General features: G+C 72.4%; 16 protein-coding genes. 9 read left to right on the top strand and 7 right to left on the bottom strand.

The window, feature by feature from the left end:
* Positions 1-30: 30 nt before the first annotated feature.
* Positions 31-759, bottom strand: coding sequence for a rhomboid-like protein (locus IE109_RS23940; RefSeq protein WP_189553143.1), 729 nt, complete (start codon positions 757-759; stop codon positions 31-33).
* 271 nt (positions 760-1,030) lie between these two features.
* Between IE109_RS23940 and IE109_RS23935 the strand changes: the two genes are divergently transcribed.
* The 5 genes from IE109_RS23935 to IE109_RS23915 all read left to right on the top strand — a co-directional run bounded on the left by IE109_RS23935 (position 1,031) and on the right by IE109_RS23915 (position 8,079).
* Entirely contained in the window at positions 1,031-1,708 is a 678-nt protein-coding gene (locus IE109_RS23935) for a spermidine synthase family protein (RefSeq protein WP_189553289.1), read from the top strand.
* A gap of 82 nt (positions 1,709-1,790) precedes the next feature.
* Positions 1,791-2,528, top strand: a complete 738-nt coding sequence (locus IE109_RS23930) for a response regulator transcription factor (protein ID WP_189553141.1) — start codon at positions 1,791-1,793, stop codon at positions 2,526-2,528.
* On the top strand, positions 2,525-3,607 hold the full coding sequence (locus IE109_RS23925) for a HAMP domain-containing sensor histidine kinase (protein ID WP_189553139.1): 1,083 nt from the start codon (positions 2,525-2,527) through the stop codon (positions 3,605-3,607). Before IE109_RS23930 ends, IE109_RS23925 begins: the two co-directional genes overlap by 4 nt.
* A gap of 269 nt (positions 3,608-3,876) precedes the next feature.
* Entirely contained in the window at positions 3,877-7,761 is a 3,885-nt protein-coding gene (locus IE109_RS23920; RefSeq protein ID WP_189553137.1) for a multifunctional oxoglutarate decarboxylase/oxoglutarate dehydrogenase thiamine pyrophosphate-binding subunit/dihydrolipoyllysine-residue succinyltransferase subunit, read from the top strand.
* Between the two features lie 135 nt (positions 7,762-7,896).
* A complete protein-coding gene (locus IE109_RS23915) occupies positions 7,897-8,079 on the top strand; it encodes a DUF6104 family protein (protein ID WP_005312030.1) in 183 nt (60 codons plus the stop codon).
* Here the strand turns inward: IE109_RS23915 and IE109_RS23910 are convergent, their stop codons facing one another.
* Positions 8,080-8,889 (bottom strand): hypothetical protein, encoded by an 810-nt coding sequence (locus tag IE109_RS23910; protein ID WP_189553135.1) that lies wholly within the window; start codon positions 8,887-8,889, stop codon positions 8,080-8,082.
* A gap of 120 nt (positions 8,890-9,009) precedes the next feature.
* Here IE109_RS23910 and IE109_RS23905 point away from each other — a divergent pair, with 120 nt between their 5' ends.
* The 3 genes from IE109_RS23905 (at position 9,010) to IE109_RS23895 (ending at position 11,953) form a co-directional block, all read left to right on the top strand.
* Positions 9,010-9,843 (top strand): DUF4097 family beta strand repeat-containing protein, encoded by an 834-nt coding sequence (locus IE109_RS23905; protein WP_189553133.1) that lies wholly within the window; start codon positions 9,010-9,012, stop codon positions 9,841-9,843.
* A gap of 1 nt (position 9,844) precedes the next feature.
* Positions 9,845-10,738 (top strand): PadR family transcriptional regulator, encoded by an 894-nt coding sequence (locus tag IE109_RS23900; protein WP_189553132.1) that lies wholly within the window; start codon positions 9,845-9,847, stop codon positions 10,736-10,738.
* Positions 10,739-11,044: 306 nt separating this feature from the next.
* A complete protein-coding gene (locus IE109_RS23895; protein WP_189553130.1) occupies positions 11,045-11,953 on the top strand; it encodes a hypothetical protein in 909 nt (302 codons plus the stop codon).
* Positions 11,954-12,139: 186 nt separating this feature from the next.
* Here IE109_RS23895 and IE109_RS23890 read toward each other — a convergent pair whose 3' ends face one another.
* From IE109_RS23890 to IE109_RS23870, 5 genes are all read right to left on the bottom strand, one after another.
* On the bottom strand, positions 12,140-13,492 hold the full coding sequence (locus tag IE109_RS23890) for a glycoside hydrolase family 5 protein (protein WP_189553128.1): 1,353 nt from the start codon (positions 13,490-13,492) through the stop codon (positions 12,140-12,142).
* A 60-nt stretch (positions 13,493-13,552) separates the two neighbouring features.
* Positions 13,553-14,518 (bottom strand): zinc-binding dehydrogenase, encoded by a 966-nt coding sequence (locus IE109_RS23885; protein WP_189553126.1) that lies wholly within the window; start codon positions 14,516-14,518, stop codon positions 13,553-13,555.
* Positions 14,519-14,600: 82 nt separating this feature from the next.
* A complete protein-coding gene (locus IE109_RS23880; protein WP_189553124.1) occupies positions 14,601-16,157 on the bottom strand; it encodes an alkaline phosphatase D family protein in 1,557 nt (518 codons plus the stop codon).
* Positions 16,154-16,735, bottom strand: a complete 582-nt coding sequence (locus IE109_RS23875) for a phosphoesterase (RefSeq protein WP_189553122.1) — start codon at positions 16,733-16,735, stop codon at positions 16,154-16,156. The genes IE109_RS23880 and IE109_RS23875 overlap by 4 nt, the downstream gene beginning before the upstream one ends.
* Positions 16,736-16,946: 211 nt before the next feature.
* Positions 16,947-18,164, bottom strand: coding sequence for an NAD(P)-dependent malic enzyme (locus IE109_RS23870; protein WP_189553121.1), 1,218 nt, complete (start codon positions 18,162-18,164; stop codon positions 16,947-16,949).
* Between the two features lie 561 nt (positions 18,165-18,725).
* Between IE109_RS23870 and IE109_RS23865 the strand changes: the two genes are divergently transcribed.
* Positions 18,726-19,706: an ABC transporter substrate-binding protein gene (locus IE109_RS23865; protein WP_189553119.1), complete on the top strand. Its 981-nt coding sequence runs from the start codon at positions 18,726-18,728 to the stop codon at positions 19,704-19,706.
* The last annotated feature ends 283 nt before the right edge of the window (positions 19,707-19,989 follow it).

Below are 19,989 nucleotides of genomic sequence, written 5' to 3'. Positions count from 1 at the left end.
GTGTTCCCCGCCGCTGTTCGCTCTGAGCGATCACCCGCTCGCAGGGTGGCGCGGCCCGGTGGGACGGGGCCCACGCGCCACCCGGCGCAGCAGCGGCCAGAAACCGACGCCGATCAGCAGGGCGAGCGGGTGGCCCCAGTCGGTGAGCGGGTCCTCGAAGGCCACCAGGTCGTGGAGCAGCATCGCCGACACCCAGGCCAGCACCGTGCCGCGCGCCACCGGGGCGAGCAGCCCCGCCAGCGCCCCGACGGACGCCAGCACTCCGAAGCTGATGCCGTAGTCCAGCCGGTGCAGCGACGTGTCCGGCAGGTGCCCGGCCAGGACGGACAGCCCCACCGGGATCTCCGTGGCGAGCGTCGCCACCACGTGCCCCACCAGGAACACCGCCGCCGTCCGCCACGCCCCGATGCGGCGCTCCAGCGCCGTGAGGACGAAGACGAACCCGACGGCGCAGGCCGAGAAGAGCCCGCCCGCCACCCACAGCGCGCTGGTGACCAGCACCAGCAGGGGCGTACGGGAGAGGTGGGCGACGTCGGTGCTGGAGGCGTGCAGCAGGCCGGCGACGGTGCCGGGGTCGCCGTACTCGGCGAACAGCGACGTGGCCACCAGGACCAGGGTGTAGCCGAACGTGAAGGGCGTCCCGGCCGGCGTGGGCAGCAGCCGCCCGGCGCGCCCCAGGCGCCCGGGAGCCCGGCCCGAGGCCGTGCGTACGGTCGCGGCGGCGCCGTCGTCCGTTCCCCGCGTCGGGAGCTGGAGCACCGTGCCGTCCTTCCTCGTCGCCGAACCCCGCGCGCAACGCCCCCGGATCACCCGTTGCCCCAGCCGACGCGATCATGTCCGCCGCCGTCCATGACATGGATCACACCTCCCGCCGCGCACCCGTCGGCGCGCCGCCGGCGGGGCGTCCCCGGCCGGCGGTGGCGGGAGTCGGCCAATGCCCGGTGCCCGCCCCACCCCCGTCGCTACGCTGAGGATCATGGCTGTGACGACTCCCGTGACCGCACCGGTCAGCCCGCCCGCGACCACGCCCATGACCCCGCCCGCGCCCGCGCCCGTGACGCTCGACCGCCGGGAGGGACCGTACGGCGAGGTGGTGCTGCGCCGGCGCGGCGAGGACTTCGAGATCATCGCCAACGGCACCTTCCTGATGGACACCTCCGACGGCCGGTCGGAGCGGCTGCTGGTCGACGCCGCCCTGCGGGCCCTCGGGGCCCGCCCGCACCCGGCGGTCCTCGTCGGCGGTCTCGGCGTCGGGTTCTCGCTCGCCCACGCGGCCGCCGAGCCCGCCTGGGGTCGCATCGCGGTCGTCGAGCGGGAGGCGGCGATCATCGACTGGCACCGCCGGGGGCCGCTCGCCCGGATCTCCGGCGAGGCGCTCGCCGACCCCCGCACGGTGCTGGTCCACGGCGACCTGGTCGCGTACGTCCGCAGCTCCCCCGACACGTTCGACGCCCTCTGCCTGGACATCGACAACGGCCCCGACTGGACCGTCACGGAGGACAACGACCACCTGTACTCGCCCGCCGGTCTGGCGGCCTGCGCGGCCCGGCTGAACCCCGGCGGAGTGCTCGCCGTCTGGTCCGCCCGGCCGTCCGCCGATTTCGAAGAGTCATTGCGGAATGCCGGGTTCAGCGGGGTAAGAACCGAAGAGGTGCCGGTTGCCCGGGGCGTACCGGACGTGGTCCACCTCGCCGTTCGCCCTGCGTAGCCGGGACGCGGTCGGTGCCTTTACGCTGCTGACCGAACACACGGATCTACACGCTCGCGCAGGACGCGACAGGGGCGGGGCGATGGAGCAGACACACACCAGCCAAACCGGCACGGCGGTAGCGCCGGGAACGCAGCGCCGCGTGCTGGTCGTCGAGGACGACACCACCATCGTCGAGGCCATCTCCGCCCGGTTGCGGGCCGAGGGCTTCCTGGTGCAGACGGCCACCGACGGGCCGGCGGCCGTGGACGCCGCCGAGGCGTGGCAGCCCGACCTGATGGTGCTCGACATCATGCTGCCGGGGTTCGACGGCCTGGAGGTGTGCCGTCGGGTCCAGGCGCAGCGGCCGGTGCCGGTGCTGATGCTGACGGCGCGCGACGACGAGACCGACATGCTGGTCGGCCTGGGGGTCGGCGCCGACGACTACATGACCAAGCCGTTCTCCATGCGGGAGCTGGCGGCCCGGGTGCACGTGCTGCTGCGGCGCGTCGAGCGGGCGGCCCAGGCGGCCGTCACCCCGCGCAGCGGCATCCTGCGGCTCGGCGAGCTGGAGGTCGACCACGCGCAGCGGCGGGTCCGGGTCAGGGGCGAGGACGTCCACCTCACGCCGACCGAGTTCGACCTGCTGGTCTGCCTGGCGAACACGCCCCGCGCGGTCCTCTCGCGCGAGCAGCTCCTCGCGGAGGTCTGGGACTGGGCGGACGCGTCGGGCACCCGGACCGTGGACAGCCACATCAAGGCGCTGCGCCGCAAGATCGGCGCCGAGCGGATCCGTACCGTCCACGGTGTCGGTTACGCGCTGGAGACGCCCGCCCCATGACGTCGCTCCGGTCCCGGCTGCGTTCGGTCTCGGTCTCGATCAAGACCAAACTGGGCACACTCGTCGTCGTCTCGGTCTTCATCACGACCGGGCTGCTGATGGTGGCCCTGCGGACGGAGACCGAGCTGCGCTTCATCACCGTCTTCTCGGTGATCGCGACACTGCTGATCACCCAGTTCGTGGCGCACGGCCTGACCGCGCCGCTGGACGAGATGAACACGGTGGCGAAGTCCATCTCGCACGGCGACTACACCCGCCGGGTGCGCGGCGCCGACCGCCGGGACGAGCTGGGCGACCTGGCCTCCACCATCAACCGCATGGCGGACGACCTGGAGGCGGTGGACCGGCACCGCAAGGAGCTGGTGGCCAACGTCTCGCACGAGCTGCGCACCCCGATCGCCGCGCTGCGGGCGGTGCTGGAGAACGTGGTGGACGGGGTCTCCGCCGCCGATCCCGAGACGATGCGCACCGCCCTGAAGCAGACGGAGCGGCTGGGGCGGCTGGTGGAGACGCTGCTGGATCTGTCGCGCCTGGACAACGGTGTCGTACCGCTCCGGTCGCGCCGCTTCGAGGTGTGGCCGTACCTGTCGGGGGTGCTCAAGGAGGCCAATCTGGCCGCCGCCCAGCGCGGCCTGTCCTCCGGCTCGGGCAGCCACACCCGTACCGACGTGCACCTGCATCTGGACGTGTCGCCGCCCGAGCTGACCGCGCACGCCGACAGCGAGCGACTGCACCAGGTGGTGGCGAACCTGATCGACAACGCGGTGAAGCACTCGCCGCCGCACGGCCGCGTGACGGTACGGGCCCGGCGCGGGCGGCAGCCGGAGTCGCTGGACCTGGAAGTGGTGGACGAGGGGCCGGGCATTCCGGAGTCGGAGCGGCACAAGGTCTTCGAGCGGTTCAACCGGGGTGGTGTCCCCTCGCCGCACGGCCCGGACAGCGACGGCGGCACGGGGCTGGGCCTGGCGATCGCCCGGTGGGCGGTCGATCTGCACGGCGGGCGCATCGGGGTGGCCGAATCCGCACGTGGATGCCGGATCCAGGTCACTCTTCCAGGGATTCCGCCGCCACGCGGTTGACGTAGGGTTCGAACCGGAAGCGCGCGTTCTGCGTATACATGTGCGGGACGTGGTCGAGGCTGCGCGCCCTGGCGGGCCGCAGTCGCGCCTTCGTGTACCCATTCGCAGGGCAACCACGCTTGTTTCCCGCCATTTCCAGCGCCGAAACACGTCTTCAGATGTGATCTACGCGACGATGGCATGCCCGGCCTGCACGTCCAGGCCGGGGAGGCGTAGCCTTTATTTCCGCTGTCCATCACCTTGTGAAGCGGAAGAGGGCGGTTGCCGCCGTGTCGTCTCAGTCCCCCAGTAACTCGAGTATCTCGACCGACCAAGACGGGCAGGGTCCTTCGAACCCTGCCGCCGCGTTCGGTGCCAATGAGTGGCTCGTCGACGAGATCTACCAGCAGTACCTCCAGGACCCGAATTCGGTCGACCGTGCCTGGTGGGACTTCTTCGCCGACTACAAGCCGGGCTCCGCGTCCGGCTCGGCGGACAAGCCCGCGGGCGAGGGTGCCGTAGCCGCGGGGGCTGCGAGCACCGGAGCGGCCGAGGCCGCGCCCTCCGCTGCCGCCGCCCAGGCCCCGGCTCCACAGAACCCGGCCCCGGCCGCCCCGGCGCGGCCGGCGGCAGCGGCACCCGCACAGGCCGCTGCCGCCCAGGCCCCCGCCGCGACGCCGGCGCCCGCCCCGGCCACGGCCCAGGCCGCGGCCCCGGCCCCGGCCGCCGCCCCTGCCTCGAAGCCCGCGCCCGCCGCCAAGCCGGCCGCCGCCAAGCCGGCCGCCAAGGCCGCCACCGAGGCCCCCGCCGGCCCCGAGTACGTGCCGCTGCGCGGCCCGGCCGCCGCGGTCGCCAAGAACATGAACGCCTCGCTGGAGCTGCCGACCGCCACCTCGGTCCGCGCCGTCCCGGTGAAGCTGCTGTTCGACAACCGCATCGTCATCAACAACCACCTCAAGCGCGCCCGCGGCGGGAAGATCTCCTTCACGCACCTCATCGGGTACGCGATGGTGCAGGCCATCAAGGCCATGCCGTCGATGAACTACTCCTACGGCGAGAAGGACGGCAAGCCGGTCCTGGTCAAGCCGGAGCACGTCAACTTCGGCCTGGCGATCGACCTGGTCAAGCCGAACGGCGAGCGCCAGCTGGTCGTCGCGGGCATCAAGAAGGCCGAGACGCTCGGCTTCTTCGAGTTCTGGCAGGCGTACGAGGACATCGTCCGCCGCGCCCGCAACAACAAGCTGACGATGGACGACTTCACCGGCGTCACCGTCTCGCTGACCAACCCCGGCGGCCTGGGCACCGTCCACTCCGTGCCGCGCCTGATGCCCGGTCAGTCGGTCATCATGGGCGTCGGCTCGATGGACTACCCGGCCGAGTTCCAGGGCACGTCGCAGGACACCCTGAACAAGCTGGGCATCTCCAAGGTGATGACCCTCACCTCGACGTACGACCACCGGGTCATCCAGGGTGCCGCCTCGGGCGAGTTCCTCCGCATCGTGGCGAACCTCCTCCTCGGCGAGGACGGCTTCTACGACGACGTCTTCGAGTCGCTGCGCATCCCCTACGAGCCGGTCCGCTGGTTCAAGGACATCGACGCGTCGCACGACGACGACGTCACCAAGGCCGCGCGCGTCTTCGAGCTCATCCACTCCTACCGGGTCCGCGGCCACGTCATGGCCGACACCGACCCGCTGGAGTACCGCCAGCGCAAGCACCCCGACCTGGACATCACCGAGCACGGCCTGACGCTCTGGGACCTGGAGCGGGAGTTCGCGGTCGGCGGCTTCGGCGGCAAGTCCATGATGAAGCTGCGCGACATCCTCGGCGTGCTGCGCGACTCGTACTGCCGCACCACCGGCATCGAGTTCATGCACATCCAGGACCCCAAGCAGCGCAAGTGGATCCAGGACCGCGTCGAGCGCCCGCACTCCAAGCCGGAGCGCGAGGAGCAGCTGCGCATCCTGCGCCGCCTCAACGCCGCCGAGGCGTTCGAGACGTTCCTGCAGACCAAGTACGTCGGCCAGAAGCGGTTCTCGCTGGAGGGCGGCGAGTCCGTCATCCCGCTGCTGGACGCGGTCATCGACTCGGCCGCCGAGTCCCGCCTCGACGAGGTCGTCATCGGCATGGCCCACCGCGGCCGGCTGAACGTCCTCGCGAACATCGTCGGCAAGTCGTACGCGCAGATCTTCCGTGAGTTCGAGGGCAACCTCGACCCGAAGTCGATGCACGGCTCCGGCGACGTGAAGTACCACCTGGGCGCCGAGGGCACCTTCACCGGCCTGGACGGCGAGCAGATCAAGGTCTCGCTGGCCGCCAACCCCTCCCACCTGGAGGCGGTGGACCCGGTCCTCGAGGGCATCGTCCGCGCCAAGCAGGACATCATCAACAAGGGCGGCACGGACTTCACGGTCCTGCCCGTCGCCCTGCACGGTGACGCGGCCTTCGCCGGCCAGGGCGTCGTCGCCGAGACGCTCAACATGTCTCAGCTGCGCGGCTACCGCACCGGCGGCACGGTCCACATCGTCATCAACAACCAGGTCGGCTTCACCGCCGCCCCGGAGTCGTCGCGCTCCTCGATGTACGCGACCGATGTGGCCCGCATGATCGAGGCGCCGATCTTCCACGTGAACGGCGACGACCCGGAGGCCGTGGTCCGCGTGGCGCGGCTCGCCTTCGAGTTCCGCCAGACGTTCAACAAGGACGTCGTGATCGACCTCATCTGCTACCGCCGGCGCGGTCACAACGAGGGCGACAACCCGCAGTTCACCAACCCGCAGATGTACAGCCTCATCGACAAGAAGCGCTCGGTGCGCAAGCTGTACACCGAGTCGCTGATCGGCCGCGGCGACATCACGCTGGAAGAGGCGGAGCAGGCGCTCCAGGACTTCCAGGGCCAGCTGGAGAAGGTGTTCGCGGAGGTCCGTGAGGCCACCTCGCAGCCCGGTACGGCGAACAGCCCGGAGCCGCAGGCCGAGTTCCCGGTCGCCGTCACCACCGCGGTCTCCCAGGAGGTCGTGAAGCGGATCGCCGAGTCGCAGGTGAACATCCCCGACCGGGTCAAGGTGCACCCGCGCCTGATGCCGCAGCTCCAGCGCCGCGCCGCCTCCATCGACGACGGCACGATCGACTGGGGCATGGGCGAGACCCTCGCCATCGGTTCGCTGCTGATGGAGGGCACCCCGGTCCGGCTCGCCGGCCAGGACACCCGCCGCGGCACCTTCGGCCAGCGGCACGCGGTGCTGGTGGACCAGGAGACCGGCGAGGACCACACCCCGCTCCAGTACCTCTCCGAGGACCAGGCCCGCTACAACGTCTACGACTCGCTGCTCAGCGAGTACGCGGCGATGGGCTTCGAGTACGGCTACTCGCTGGCCCGCCCGGACGCCCTGGTGATGTGGGAGGCCCAGTTCGGTGACTTCGTCAACGGCGCGCAGACCGTCGTGGACGAGTTCATCTCCTCGGCGGAGCAGAAGTGGGGCCAGACCTCCGGCGTCACGCTGCTGCTGCCGCACGGCTACGAGGGCCAGGGCCCGGACCACTCCTCGGCCCGCCCGGAGCGCTTCCTCCAGCTGTGCGCGCAGAACAACATGACGGTCGCCATGCCGACCCTGCCGTCGAACTACTTCCACCTCCTGCGGTGGCAGGTGCACAACCCGCACCACAAGCCGCTGGTCGTCTTCACGCCGAAGTCGATGCTGCGCCTGAAGGCCGCCGCGTCGAAGGCTGAGGAGTTCACCACCGGTGGCTTCCGCCCGGTGATCGGTGACGAGTCGGCGGCGGCCGAAGCGGTCCGCAAGGTCGTCTTCTGCTCCGGCAAGGTCTACTACGACCTGGAGGCCGAGCGGGTCAAGCGCGGCGTCACGGACACGGCGATCATCCGCCTCGAGCGCCTCTACCCGCTGCCGGGTGCGGAGCTCCAGGCGGAGATCTCCAAGTACCCGAACGCCGAGAAGTACCTGTGGGCCCAGGAGGAGCCGGCGAACCAGGGTGCCTGGCCGTTCATCGCGCTCAACCTGATCGACCACCTCGACCTGGCGGTCGGCGCCGACATCCCGCACGGCGAGCGCCTGCGCCGCATCTCGCGCCCGCACAGCTCGTCGCCGGCGGTCGGCTCGGCCAAGCGCCACCAGGCCGAGCAGGCGCAGCTGGTCAGCGAGGTCTTCGACGCCTGACCGGCGCCCGTACGATCCGGAGGGCCCGTCCCCGCACGACGCGGGGCCGGGCCCTCCGGCGTACCCGGGCGGGGAGGGCGGGCGGGGGGACGTCCTACCCTGGGGGGAACACCGAGCAGGCATCAGGAGCACGTCTTGTACTTCACCGACCGTGGCATCGAGGAGCTGGAGAAGCGGCGCGGCGAGGAGGAGGTCACCTTCGAGTGGCTCGCCGAGCAGCTGCGTACGTTCGTCGACCTCAACCCCGACTTCGAGGTGCCCGTCGAGCGCCTGGCCACCTGGCTGGCCCGGCTCGACGACGAGGACGACGAGGAATAGTCACCGTCCGGCCGGGGTGCGCGGACGGTCGAGGGCGAGGCCCAGCGCGCCCTGGGCGATGAGCAGCGCGGCGGCTGTCGCCCAGCCGGGGCTGCGCCGGCCTGCCGCCCAGGCCAGCAGGGGCAGGCCCGCGGCCAGCTGGGCCACGGCGAGAGTGCGGGCGCGGGGGCCCCGGAGCCAGGGGCCGAGGGGGCCCTCCCCGGCGGCGTCCGGTTCGGCGCGCACGGCGGCGTGCCGGCCCTGCCACACGACCGGCTCCGCGCCGTGGACCTCGGCGGTCGCCCACAGGCGGGTGGCCGGTTCGCCGGGCGTGAGGCCCGGCGGGAGGGTCAGGCCGTGCCGGGTCAGGACGGCCGTCAGGCCCAGCAGACGGGCGGGGGCGTCGGCGTGCGGGTCGGGTCGGGTGAGGGGTTCGAGGTCGCGGACGTCCAGGACGGGGTCGAGGCCGAGGCGGGCGGCGAAGGTGTGCATGGCCTCGTCCTCGCCGGCGGGGGTGCCGTCCGCGAGCCAGGTGTAGGCGACGGGGCGGCGGAAGCCGGTCGCGAGGACGCACCCGGCGCGGTCCGCGTCCCACCACAGGGCCACCACCGGCCACGGCACGCCGACCGCCAGGGCGCCGGCCCAGCCCGCGACGACCCGGTCGACCGGTTCGGCTCCGTCGCACCAGGGGGTGCCCGCGGGGACGAGCAGGGTCCAGTCGGGCCCCGCCGGGACGAGGAGCAGACGCTCGCGCAGCAGCGGCGCCGGTGGCCGTACCGACGCCGGGTCGGCCCGGCAGAACAGCAGCGCGCCCGGGATTCTCGCGTTCATGGGCCTTACGCTAGGGCAATTTGTCCGGTTCCGGCGCCCTTGACTTCCCCTGTCCGCGATATATCGTGTGTTCACCAGACGCGATATGTTGCGTATCGCGTCCCGTCCCAGGGAGGCCCCATGCCGGAGTGGTCCGTCACCGAGCCGACGAAGATGACCCTCGACGAGGAGCCCGTAACGGCGCTGAACGTGCGTCTCGTCAACGGGACGGTGAACGTGGTGGGCACCGACGAGGGCCCGGCCCGGCTGGAGATCTCCGAGATCGCCGGCCCGCCGCTCACCGTGACCCGCGAGGGCTCCACCCTGACGATCGGCTACGAGGACCTGCCCTGGCACGGGCTGCTGGCCTGGCTCGACCCCAAGGGGCGGCACCGCAGCGCCGTCGTCTCGCTCGCCGTCCCGGCCGGCGCCCGCGTCGAGGTCGGCGTGATCGGTGCCGGTGCCGTGGTCTCCGGTATCCGGGGGCGTACGGACGTACGCGGCGTCTCCGGCGACACCACGCTCGTCGGGCTCTCCGGCGAGGTCCGCGCCGACACCGTCTCGGGCAGTGTGGAGGCGCAGGCGGTCACCGGGGCCCTCCGCTTCAAGTCCGTGTCGGGCGACCTGACCGTCGTCGAAGGCGCCGGCACCTCCGTACGCGCCGAATCGATCAGCGGCGCCATGGTCATCGACCTCGACCCCGCCGACGAGCCCGCCGACATCCGGCTCACCACCGTCTCCGGCGAGGTCGCCATCCGGCTGCCGCACCCGGCGAACGCCCAGGTCGAGGCCAACACCGTCGGGGGCGCCGTCTCCAACGCCTTCGACGACCTGCGGGTCACCGGACAGTGGGGCGCCAAGAAGATCACCGGCACCCTCGGCGAGGGCAGGGGCACGCTGAGGGCCACCACGGTCTCCGGGTCCATCGCGCTGCTCCGCCGGCCGGAGGAAGCCCCCACCGGAAAGGTGCTCTGACATGTCCCCCGTCTTCGCCCACGGCCGCCTCCGCCTCTACCTGCTGAAGCTTCTCGACGAGGCACCGCGCCACGGCTACGAGGTGATCCGCCTGCTGGAGGAGCGCTTCCACGGCCTGTACGCGCCGTCCGCCGGCACCGTCTACCCCCGCCTGGCCAAGCTGGAGGCCGAGGGCCTGGTCACACACGCCTCCGAGGGCGGCCGCAAGGTGTACTCGATCACCGACGCCGGCCGCGCGGAGCTCGCCGACCGCGGCGGTGAACTCGCCGACCTGGAACGGGAGATCCGCGACTCGGTCTCCGAGCTCGCCGCCGAGATCCGCGACGACGTCCGCGGCGCGGCCGGCACGCTGCGCCGCGAGATGCGGGCCGCCGCGGGCGAGTCCCGGCGCACCCCGCCGCCGGAGGGCGACGAGTGGGCCGCGTGGCGCCGGGCCAAGCAGGAGTGGAAGGACCAGGCGCGGCAGGCCAAGGAGGAGTCGCGGCGCGCCCGCGAGGACGCGCAGTCGGCGCGCCGGCAGGCCAAGGAGGCGCAGGAGAAGGCGCGCCAGGAGATGCTCCGCATGGCCCAGCAGGTCCAGGACCACGTGATGCGGGGCGAGGGGCCGGCCGACCTGGTCGGCCGGCTGGGCTCCCTGCTGGGCGGCCTGACGGCCCCGGCGGCGCCCTCGTGCGCGAAGCCGGACCCGGCCGACACCCCCGAGTGGGCCCGGGACGAGGCCCCGTCCGCCGACCCGGCCCGCGACCTGGAGCGCCTGCTGGACCGCTTCCGCGACGACGTCCGCGACGCGGCCCGCGACCACGGCGTGACGGGCCCCCAGCTCGCCGAGGCGCGCCGCCACCTCTCCACCGCCGCCACCCACATCGTCGCGCTCCTGCGGCGGCCCCCCGCCTAGGGTCTGTCTTTCGGATCAGGCCGGATCAGGGAGCGGGGTCCGGCGCGTGCGGGCGCAAGGCGGAGGAGGGACCTCCCCCGAGGGGCGACGGGGGCGTCGGCGGCCGGCGACAACGCGGGGAACGCGCGTGCCGGCGCGCGCGAGCCCGGCAGGGTCCGGAAGACAGGCCCTGGCCCCTGGGTGGTGCCGCGACCGGCGACACCCGACGTTGGCTGAAAGGTCAACCAAGCCCTCCTGAAACGGCGTTGTCTCCCGTCACTCCGGTTGACAGACTCCCCACGTCAGCACTCTTGAGGGGGGACACCCGTGAGACGTCAAGCACCTGGGCGCGTCGTCGCCCGCGCCACCGCCGTGCTCGCTCTGGCCCTGGCCATGGCGGCCGGTACGACCGGCCTCGTCGCCGGCCCCGCCGCCCACGCCCAGCCGGTCACCGAGGGCACCTTCGCCTTCTCCGGCGACGAGGGCGACTGGATCAGCAACGGCGGGTCCTACGCCTACGGCACCGCGTCCCAGGACCGTATGAGCGTCACCGGGTCCACGGACAACCGGGTCGTCTCGGTCGCCGTCGACGGCGTCAACGGCGACTGGTGGCACCTGGACCTCTCCGCGCCGGAGGGCAGGCCCCTGACCACGGGGACGTACACCGACGCGACCCGCCACCCGTTCAACGAGGCCGGTCCCGGGCTCTCCCTGAGCGGCAACGGACGCGGCTGCAACACCCTGACCGGCAGCTTCACCATCGCGGCCCTGGAGTTCGGTCCGCAGGGGTACGTCAAGACGCTCGACGCCACCTTCGAGCAGCACTGCGAGGGCGGAGCCACCGCGGCCCGCGGGGAGATCCACGTCACCAATCCGGCCCCGCCGGCCGAGCTGGGCCTGGGGCTCGCCGTCGCGCTGGACGGCACCGCGAACACGCTGAACGGCAAGGCGGTCCTGCACGGGACCGTGAGCTGCGACAAGCCGGTGCGGGTGGACGTCGCGGGTGAGGTGACGCAGGTGAAGAGGCAGAGGATCATCCGGGGTTCGTACGCCACCTCCGTGGCGTGCGCGCCGGGCGCGCCCGTCGCGTGGACCGCGGCGGCCGTTCCCTCCGGGGACGTGCCCTTCCAGCGCGGTGACGTCGAGGTCGAGGCCCGTGCCACGGCGACGGACCCCGACTACGACCGGCAGGTGACCGTCTCCGAGACGGTCGCCGTCCGCCTCACGAGGGGCTGAACCCCGCCGCCCGGCCTTCCCGGCCCCGGGTCACCGCTCCGGCGGGAGCGCGTCGCCCTGGGGCCGGGGCCGGCCGACGGACGCCCCGGGCCGGACCAGCGCGGTGGCCGGCCCGCCCGGCATGGCGCCGGCCATCCCGGCACGGGCGGTCCGCCCCGGCGTGGCGCGGCCACGCGGTGCCGGGGCTCAGCGGGCGGCCGGGGTCACCGTCACGGTGACCGTCGCGCCCGGGACGGCGCGGATCACGACGCGGCCGGCGGGGCTCGGGACCAGCCGGGCCCGTCCGCGTACCGTCACGCTCCAGCCGCCGGGGCGCGTGGGCAGGGACAGCTCCGTCGCGCCGCCCCGACCGGCGACGTAGACCAGCCGGGACGGCCCCTGCTCGACCACCCGGCCGGCGACCGCCTCCGCGTAGGGCGCGGCCGTCAGCTCCTTGTTCGCACGCCAGTCGCCGGAGGCGTCCAGCGCGCAGTAGCCGCCCCCGTAGCACCAGACGTAGCCCGCCCAGCCCGAGCTGTAGCGGTTCAGGGACGTGAGCGCCTCGCGGTAGAAGCGGCCCATGTGGGGCAGGGAGTTGTTCAGCGGGCCCCACTCCCCCACCACCACCGGCACCCGGTACTTCTTCGGGTACTGCGTCACCGCCGCCTCGTACGCCTCGATCCAGCCGGCCGACGGGTCGTAGTCCGCGCCCGCCTCCATCGCGGTGTTGTAGAAGTGCGGGGCGTAGACGACCCTGTGGTCCTCGATCCGGCCCAGGCCCGTCGGGACGCCCTCCCCCACGATCGGGGTCGGTTCCACGAACAGCCAGGTGTCGTCGTCGACCGAACGAACCGCGTCCGCGAGACGGTTGTACATGGGCGTGAGCTGGTCGCGCTCGATCCGGCGGGCGGCCGTGGCGAGGTCCTCGCCCCGGCGCGGCTCGCCCATGGGCTCGTTGACGAGGTCGTAGCCGAGCACCGCCGGGTGGTCTCCGAGGCGATCGGCGAGCACCCGCCACATCCGGGCCTGGGCGCGCCGCAGGTCCTCGTCCTCGTACAGGTGGGTGAAGGCCCGCTGCACGGCCGGTTCGAAGTACTCGGCGAACCAGTCGTCCGGGTGCGGGGTGAACGGCAGGCCGTCGGTGCGGGTGGCCCACTCCGGGATGCCCCGGTGGCCGAAGGCGGGGCCGAAGACGTCCTGGTGGGCGTCGATCACCACGTGCATGTCGTACGTGTGTGCCCAGTCCAGGATCCGCTCGATCCTGCGGAGGTAGCCCTCGCTGTACCGGCCGCGCACCGGCTCCAGGTCGTCCCAGAAGATCAGCAGCCGGGCGAAGCCGAAGCCCCGGGCCCGCATGTCGCGGAAGTGCTTCTCGGTGATCGCGGACAGGGCCGCCTCACCGCGGTGCGTCTTGTCCTCGACGTTCCAGCCGCGCAGGGTCAGGACACGGCCGCGGTCGTCGGTGAGGCGGGGTATGTCCGGCTCGGCGGCCGCCACCGGGGCGGCGGGGGCGAGGGCGAGGGCCAGCAGGGCGGAGAGTGCGAGTGCGAGGGTGCGCATGACGGGACCTCCGGCACGGTGGACGGTGCCGGAGATCCCATCAGCGGACCTGACGGCTCATCAAGACGTGGTGAGGACAATCTTTCCGAACAGGTCGCCGGCCGCCATCTTCTCGAAGCCCTCGCGCGCCCGGTCCAGCGGCAGCACCTCGTCGATGACCGGCCGCACCCCGGTCGCCGCGCAGAACGCGAGCAGGTCCTCCAACTCGTCCTTCGAGCCCATCGTCGAGCCGACGACCTTGAGCTCCAGGAAGAAGATGCGGGTCAGTTCGGCGTGCGAGGGCCGGTCACCGCTCGTCGCGCCGGAGATCACCAGCGTGCCGCCCGGCCGCAGCGACTTGACCGAGTGCGACCAGGTGGCCGCGCCGACGGTCTCGATCACCGCGTCCACCCGCTGCGGCAGCCGGGCGCCCGGCTCGTACGCCTCCAGCGCCCCGAGCTCGACCGCCCGCTTGCGCTTGGCCTCGTCGCGGCTGGTCGCGAAGACCCGCAGCCCGGCCGCCCTGCCGAGGACGATCGCGGCCGTGGCGACCCCGCCGCCCGCGCCCTGCACCAGGACGGAGTCGCCGGGGCGCACGCCCGCGTTGGTGAAGAGCATGCGGTACGCGGTGAGCCACGCGGTCGGCAGGCACGCGGCCTCCGCGAAGGACAGCTCCTTCGGCTTGGGCAGCACGTTCCAGGCGGGGACGGCGACCTTCTCGGCGAACGTGCCCTGGTAGCGCTCGGTCAGGATGGAGCGGGGCTCGTCCGGACCGACGCCGTGGCCGGTCTGGCCGATGACGGAGTGGACGACCACCTCGTTGCCGTCCTCGTCGAGGCCGGCGGCGTCGCAGCCGAGGATCATCGGGAGCTTGTCCTCGCCGAGCCCGACCCCCCGCAGCGACCACAGGTCGTGGTGGTTGAGGGAGGCGGCCTTGACGGTGACGGTGGTCCAGCCGGGAAGTACCTCGGGCGCGGGGCGTTCGCCCAGCTCCAGGCCGTTCAGGGGCTGGTCGCGGTCGATTCGGGCGGCGTAGGCAGCGAACATGACCTTGAGGTTAGGGCGGCACCGGTGCGCGGCGGAACCGCGCACCGGTGTGACGTGCGTCAGCCTCCCGGCCGGGCGGGTCTCAGTCCCGGCGCCACTGGGCCGGGCTGTTCCTCGTCGCCGGGTCCTCGTACGACCCGGGCCTGCCCCGGTCCACGTGGAAGGTGGTGAGCGTGGTGACGGGGGAGACGGGGTCTCGGCGGTCGGCGATGACCCGCATGTGCGCGCTGAATCGTTCCGGCGTGACCTCGTACACGTCGTAGCCGTACCGATTGCCCTCGAAGTACTTCAGGTGGGGGTTGGCCTTGCCCATGAGGGGGCCGTTGGCCGCGTTCCAGTCGGCGGAGTACGCCCCCGAGGTCACCGAGTGGGCCGTGAACTCCGTGCCGACGAGCGGTGAGGACGTGTCGTCGAAGTCGGTGCGGATGTCGTCGACGAACGCCGAGTGCCAGTCGCCGGTGATGACGACGAGGTCCTCCAGGCCGCTGGTGTGGACGTGGTTCAGGACCTCCTTGCGCTCGGCGAGGAAGCCGTCCCACTGGTCGGTGAACATGTACGGGCCGCCCGGCCGGCTCCGCAGCTGGCTGAGCATGATCGAGTTGGCCCACACGTGCCAGGAGTCGGGCGCCCGGTCGATGGTCCCCTTGAGCCAGTCCTTCTGGCCGGCGCCCAGGATGGTGCCGTTCGGCAGGTTCTGCGCGGACCGGTGGGAGCGCAGGTCCAGGACGGTGAGCTCCAGCAGGTCGCCCCAGCGGCGGACGCGGTGGATCTCCGGGTCGGGCAGCGCGGAGGTGGCGGAGGCGTCCCGGTGCGGCATGTTCTCGTACCAGGCCTGGTACGCCGCCGCCCGCCGCTGGAGGAACGGCGCCCCGCCTCCGGTACCGCTGTAGTCGTTGGCGACCTCGTGGTCGTCCCAGGTGAGGAACCAGGGGTGCGCGGCGTGGGCCTCGCGCAGGGACGCGTCGCCCTTGTACAGGGCGTGACGGCGGCGGTAGTCGGCGAGCGTGAGCACGGCCGGCCCCTCGTGGTCCCGGACGTGGTCGCCGCCGGCCGGGCCGTGCTCGTAGATGTAGTCGCCCAGGTGCACGACGAAGTCGACGTCCTCGCGGGCGATGCCCCGGTGGGCGGCGTAGTAGCCGTCGTGGAAGGCCTGGCAGTTCGCGGCGGCGAAGCGTACGCGGGAGACGGCGCCGGCCGGGGCGGTCCGCGTCCGGCCGACCCGGCTGGTCCTGCCCAGCGCGGTGAAGGCGTACCAGTAGTGGCGCCCCGCGGCCAGCCCGCCCACGGGTACGTGGACGCTGTGGCCGAGCGTCGCGGAGGCGGGCGCCGTGCCCCGGGCCACGACCCGGCTCAGCGCCTGGTCCTCCGCCACCACCCAGCCGACCTCGACCACCTCCGGGAGCCGCTGCTCGGCGGCGAGCGGCTCGGGCGCGAGGCGCGTCCACAGCACCACGCCCGTGGGCTGGGGGTCCCCGGAGGCGACCCCGAGGGTGAAGGGCGCCGGGTCGTAGTCGGCGCCGAGCGCTTCGGCGGCCTCGCGCGCCTGCGCGGGCGACAGACCGGCGCTCAGCGGCCACACCAGGTTGAGCGCGCCGGCCGCGCCGGCGGCCTTGAGCAGGTTGCGTCGGTCGAGCGTCATGTCCGTACCCCCGTGGCCGCGGTGAGCGTGAGTGCGATCCCGTCCGCGTAGCCGTCGTTCGACGTGCCACCGCCGGTGCGGGTGAGGACGAGGAGCACCCGCGCGGTACGGGCGCCGGGCGGCACGAGCGACCCGGCGGCGCGCTCCAGCAGCCCGGTGCGCCCCTGGCGCTCCGCCGCCGTCACCGGCCCCAGCACGCTGAGCGCGACGGGGGTGCCCCGGCCGTCCCGGAACTCCACCGACAGCCGGGCGCCGTCCTCCTGGGAGGCGTAGCCGCCGAGCCAGGCGCTCACCGCGTACCGCACCCGGCCGGCGTCGACGGCCGCGTGGCCGGTGGTGCCGGCGGCGGGCAGGGCGACGTCCTGGAGGAGGGCGGTGCGGGGCGAGGTGCCTCCGGAGAAGAACCGGCTCCCGCGCCGGGCGGGGCCCGGGTCGGCGGCGGTGGGGTATCCCCCGCCGAGGGTGTACGCGACGAGGGCGGGCGCGCCCTGCACGACCCGCCAGCCGGTGACCGTCCCGACGGGCTCGGCGGTACCTCCGGGACCGCTCTCGGCGTCTCCGTTGACGACCAGGTTCACGCGGCGCCTCCTGTGTTGTCGTTGCGCGGGGTGGGGTGGCGCGCGCATCACAGCAGCCTCGTGTGAACCTCCGGAAGAGCCCCGGCGAACATTGGGCGGGCGGTCCAAGGATCCCTGCGGAAAGTCCAGGACCGGCGGTACGCCGAAGGGCCCCGTCCCGCTCCCGGTGGGGATCGGAACGGGGCCCTTGGAGCGGGCACCCGGCCTGGCGTCAGCGGCGGGCGACGCCCTCCGCGCGGGCGGCGGCGGCCACGGCGGCCGTGACCGCCGGGGCGACGCGCTCGTCGAACGGCGAGGGGATCACGTAGTCGGCGGCCAGCTGGTCACCGACCACGTCCGCCAGCGCGTTGGCGGCCGCGATCTTCATCCCCTCGGTGATGCGGGAGGCCCGCACCTGAAGGGCGCCGGCGAAGATGCCGGGGAAGGCGAGGACGTTGTTGATCTGGTTCGGGTAGTCCGACCGGCCGGTGGCCACGACGGCCGCGTACTTGTGCGCGACGTCGGGGTGGACCTCCGGGTTCGGGTTGGCCATCGCGAACACGAAGGCGCCCGGCGCCATCGACGCGACCGCCGGCTCCGGCACCGTACCGCCGGAGACGCCGATGAAGACGTCCGCGCCGGCGAGCGCGCTCTCCAGGGAGCCGGAGAGCCCGGCCCGGTTGGTGAGCTCGGCGAGCTCGCGCTTCACGGGCGTGAGGTCCTCGCGGTCCCTGCTGACGATGCCCTTGCGGTCCGCGACCGCCACGTCGCCGAGGCCGGCCTCCAGCAGGAACTTCGCGATGGCCACACCGGCCGCGCCGGCGCCGGAGATCACGGCGCGCAGGTCGCCGAGACCCCGGCCGGTGAGCTTCGCGGCGTTCCGCAGGGCGGCCAGGGTGACCACGGCGGTGCCGTGCTGGTCGTCGTGGAAGACCGGGATGTCGAGCCGCTCCTGGAGCCTGCGCTCGATCTCGAAGCACCGGGGCGCCGAGATGTCCTCCAGGTTGACGCCGCCGAAGGACGGCGCGAGGCGGACGACGGTCTCGACGATCTCGTCCGTGTCGGTCGTGGCGAGCGCGATGGGCACCGCGTCCACGCCGCCGAACTGCTTGAAGAGGATCGCCTTCCCCTCCATGACCGGGAGGGATGCCTCCGGGCCGATGTCACCGAGTCCGAGCACGGCCGTACCGTCCGTCACGACGGCGACGACCTGGGACTTCCAGGTGTAGTCGTGCACGAGCTCCGGCTGCTCGGCGATGGCGCTGCACACCTTCGCGACACCGGGCGTGTACGCGAGGGACAGGTCGTCCTTGTCGCGGATCGGGACGGTGGCCTGGACGGCCATCTTGCCGCCGCGGTGGAGCGCGAACGCCGGATCGAAGGGCTCGTCGGCGCCGCTCTCGGTGGTGTTGTCACTGTCGCTGCGAGGATTGACGATCTCCGCTGCCATGTGTTGACCCCTTAAGTCATTTCGTTCGAGGGTGGCCACTCCTGGTTGAGGAGGGGTGGGCGGGCACCGCGTCCGTGCCTGCGCCAGGTGGTTGGCCCGCCCGGGCAGGGGAGGTACGTACGCGTCGGGCGCGCCGCACACGCGCCCTGAGCCCCGGATGAGGGGTGTAAGGATCCTTCTTACCGGACGGACCGCTCTGTCGACGAGTCGGTATCTCATATGAGCCTCGACCCCGACCACAGCCGGGATCCGGTGACATGACTCATAGCTGAAATTCTGGACAAGTCAGTACGCGGCCCGTTTTGCGGCTGCTATCGCGTCCGAATGACGAGATCAACCGGAGATTTTCCGGCGAGAAGAAGGCAAACCCGTAAGAGGTCCGGCCTTGATGTACCGGCCTGTTGGGGTTCGGGGGTGTCCCGTTATCCGATTTTGACATGCGCGGCCCCCTGTTCGGGCCAGTCCGAATGGCAAGATGCCGTAATCACACGCGGTCGAAGCACCCGATGGTGCGTGCTCGTCCGCTTTGGCAACTCCCTCACCCGCCGGAGGAACCCGACCATGACCGCAAGCACCACCCGCTGTACGACCGCCGCGAAGCCCGGGACGTCCCGGACGTCCCGGATAGCCGCGGTCGCCGCGATCGCGGTCGCCGGCTCCATGCTGCTGACCGCCTGCGGTGACCAGACCGAGGCCGGCAAGGCGAAGGACTCGGGCGCCGTCTCCCAGGGCAGCTCGGCCCCGCTGTTCGCGAAGCTCCCCGAAAAGTACAAGAAGTCCGGCGTCGTCAAGGTCGGCACGGATGCCGCGTACGCCCCCATGGAGTCCATGGAGGGCAACAAGATCGTCGGCATCGACCCGGAGATCGGTGAGGCGCTCGGCAAGAAGCTGGGCGTGACGTTCAGGTTCGAGAACGGCAAGTTCGACGGTCTCGTCGGTTCCCTCTACTCGGGCCGCGTCGACCTCGTGATGTCCGGCATGACGGACAACAAGGACCGCCAGCAGGGCTTGGACGAGGGCAAGAAGACCGGCAAGGGCGTCGACTTCGTCGATTACTTCCAGTCCGGCACGGCCATCCTGGTCAAGAAGGGCAACCCCAAGGGGATCAAGACCCTCGACGACCTGTGCGGCAAGAAGGTCGCGGTCCAGCTCGGCACCACGTACGCGGACGCCGCCAAGGCGCAGTCCGCGAAGTGCGAGAAGGACGGCAAGGCCAAGATCGCCATCGAGACCCCGGACACGGACGCCGAGGCGCAGGTCCGCGTGAAGTCGGGCGGCGCGGACGCCGACCTGAACGACTACCCGGTGGCCGTCCACGTCGCGAAGACCGCGGACGCGGGCAAGGCGTTCGAGGTGGCCGGCGAGCCGGTCGACGCGGGTCCGTTCGGCATCGCAGTCGACAAGGGCAACGCCCAGCTGCGCGACGCGGTGAAGGAAGCGCTGGACGCGATCATCGCGGACGGTACGTACCAGAAGATCCTGGACAAGTGGGGTGCTTCGCAGAGTGCGATCGACAAGGCCGTCATCAACGGCGGCAAGTGATCCACCTCGCGCTCTGTGAAAGGCAGTCATCGTGACTGAAAAGCTCAACCCGGAATCCTCCGACATCCCGTCGGAGGACTCCGGCAGCGGCCCGGCGAAGGCCGCTGCCGCGAAGAAGACCACGACTCCGAGGAAGACGGCGGCCAAGAAGGCGGCCACGCCGCGCAAGACGACGGCCGCCAAGAAGACCACCACCGCGCGCAAGGCGACGACGGCCGCCAAGAAGGCCCCCGCCAAGCGCGCGACGGCGGCCACCAGGGCGACCAAGGCCGCCGAGGCGGCC

This window comes from Streptomyces lavendofoliae (assembly GCF_014649735.1).
Classification (GTDB): Bacteria; Actinomycetota; Actinomycetes; order Streptomycetales; family Streptomycetaceae; genus Streptomyces; species Streptomyces lavendofoliae.
Note: the sequence above shows the minus strand (reverse complement) of the source record. Positions and strands in the feature narration are given on the sequence as shown.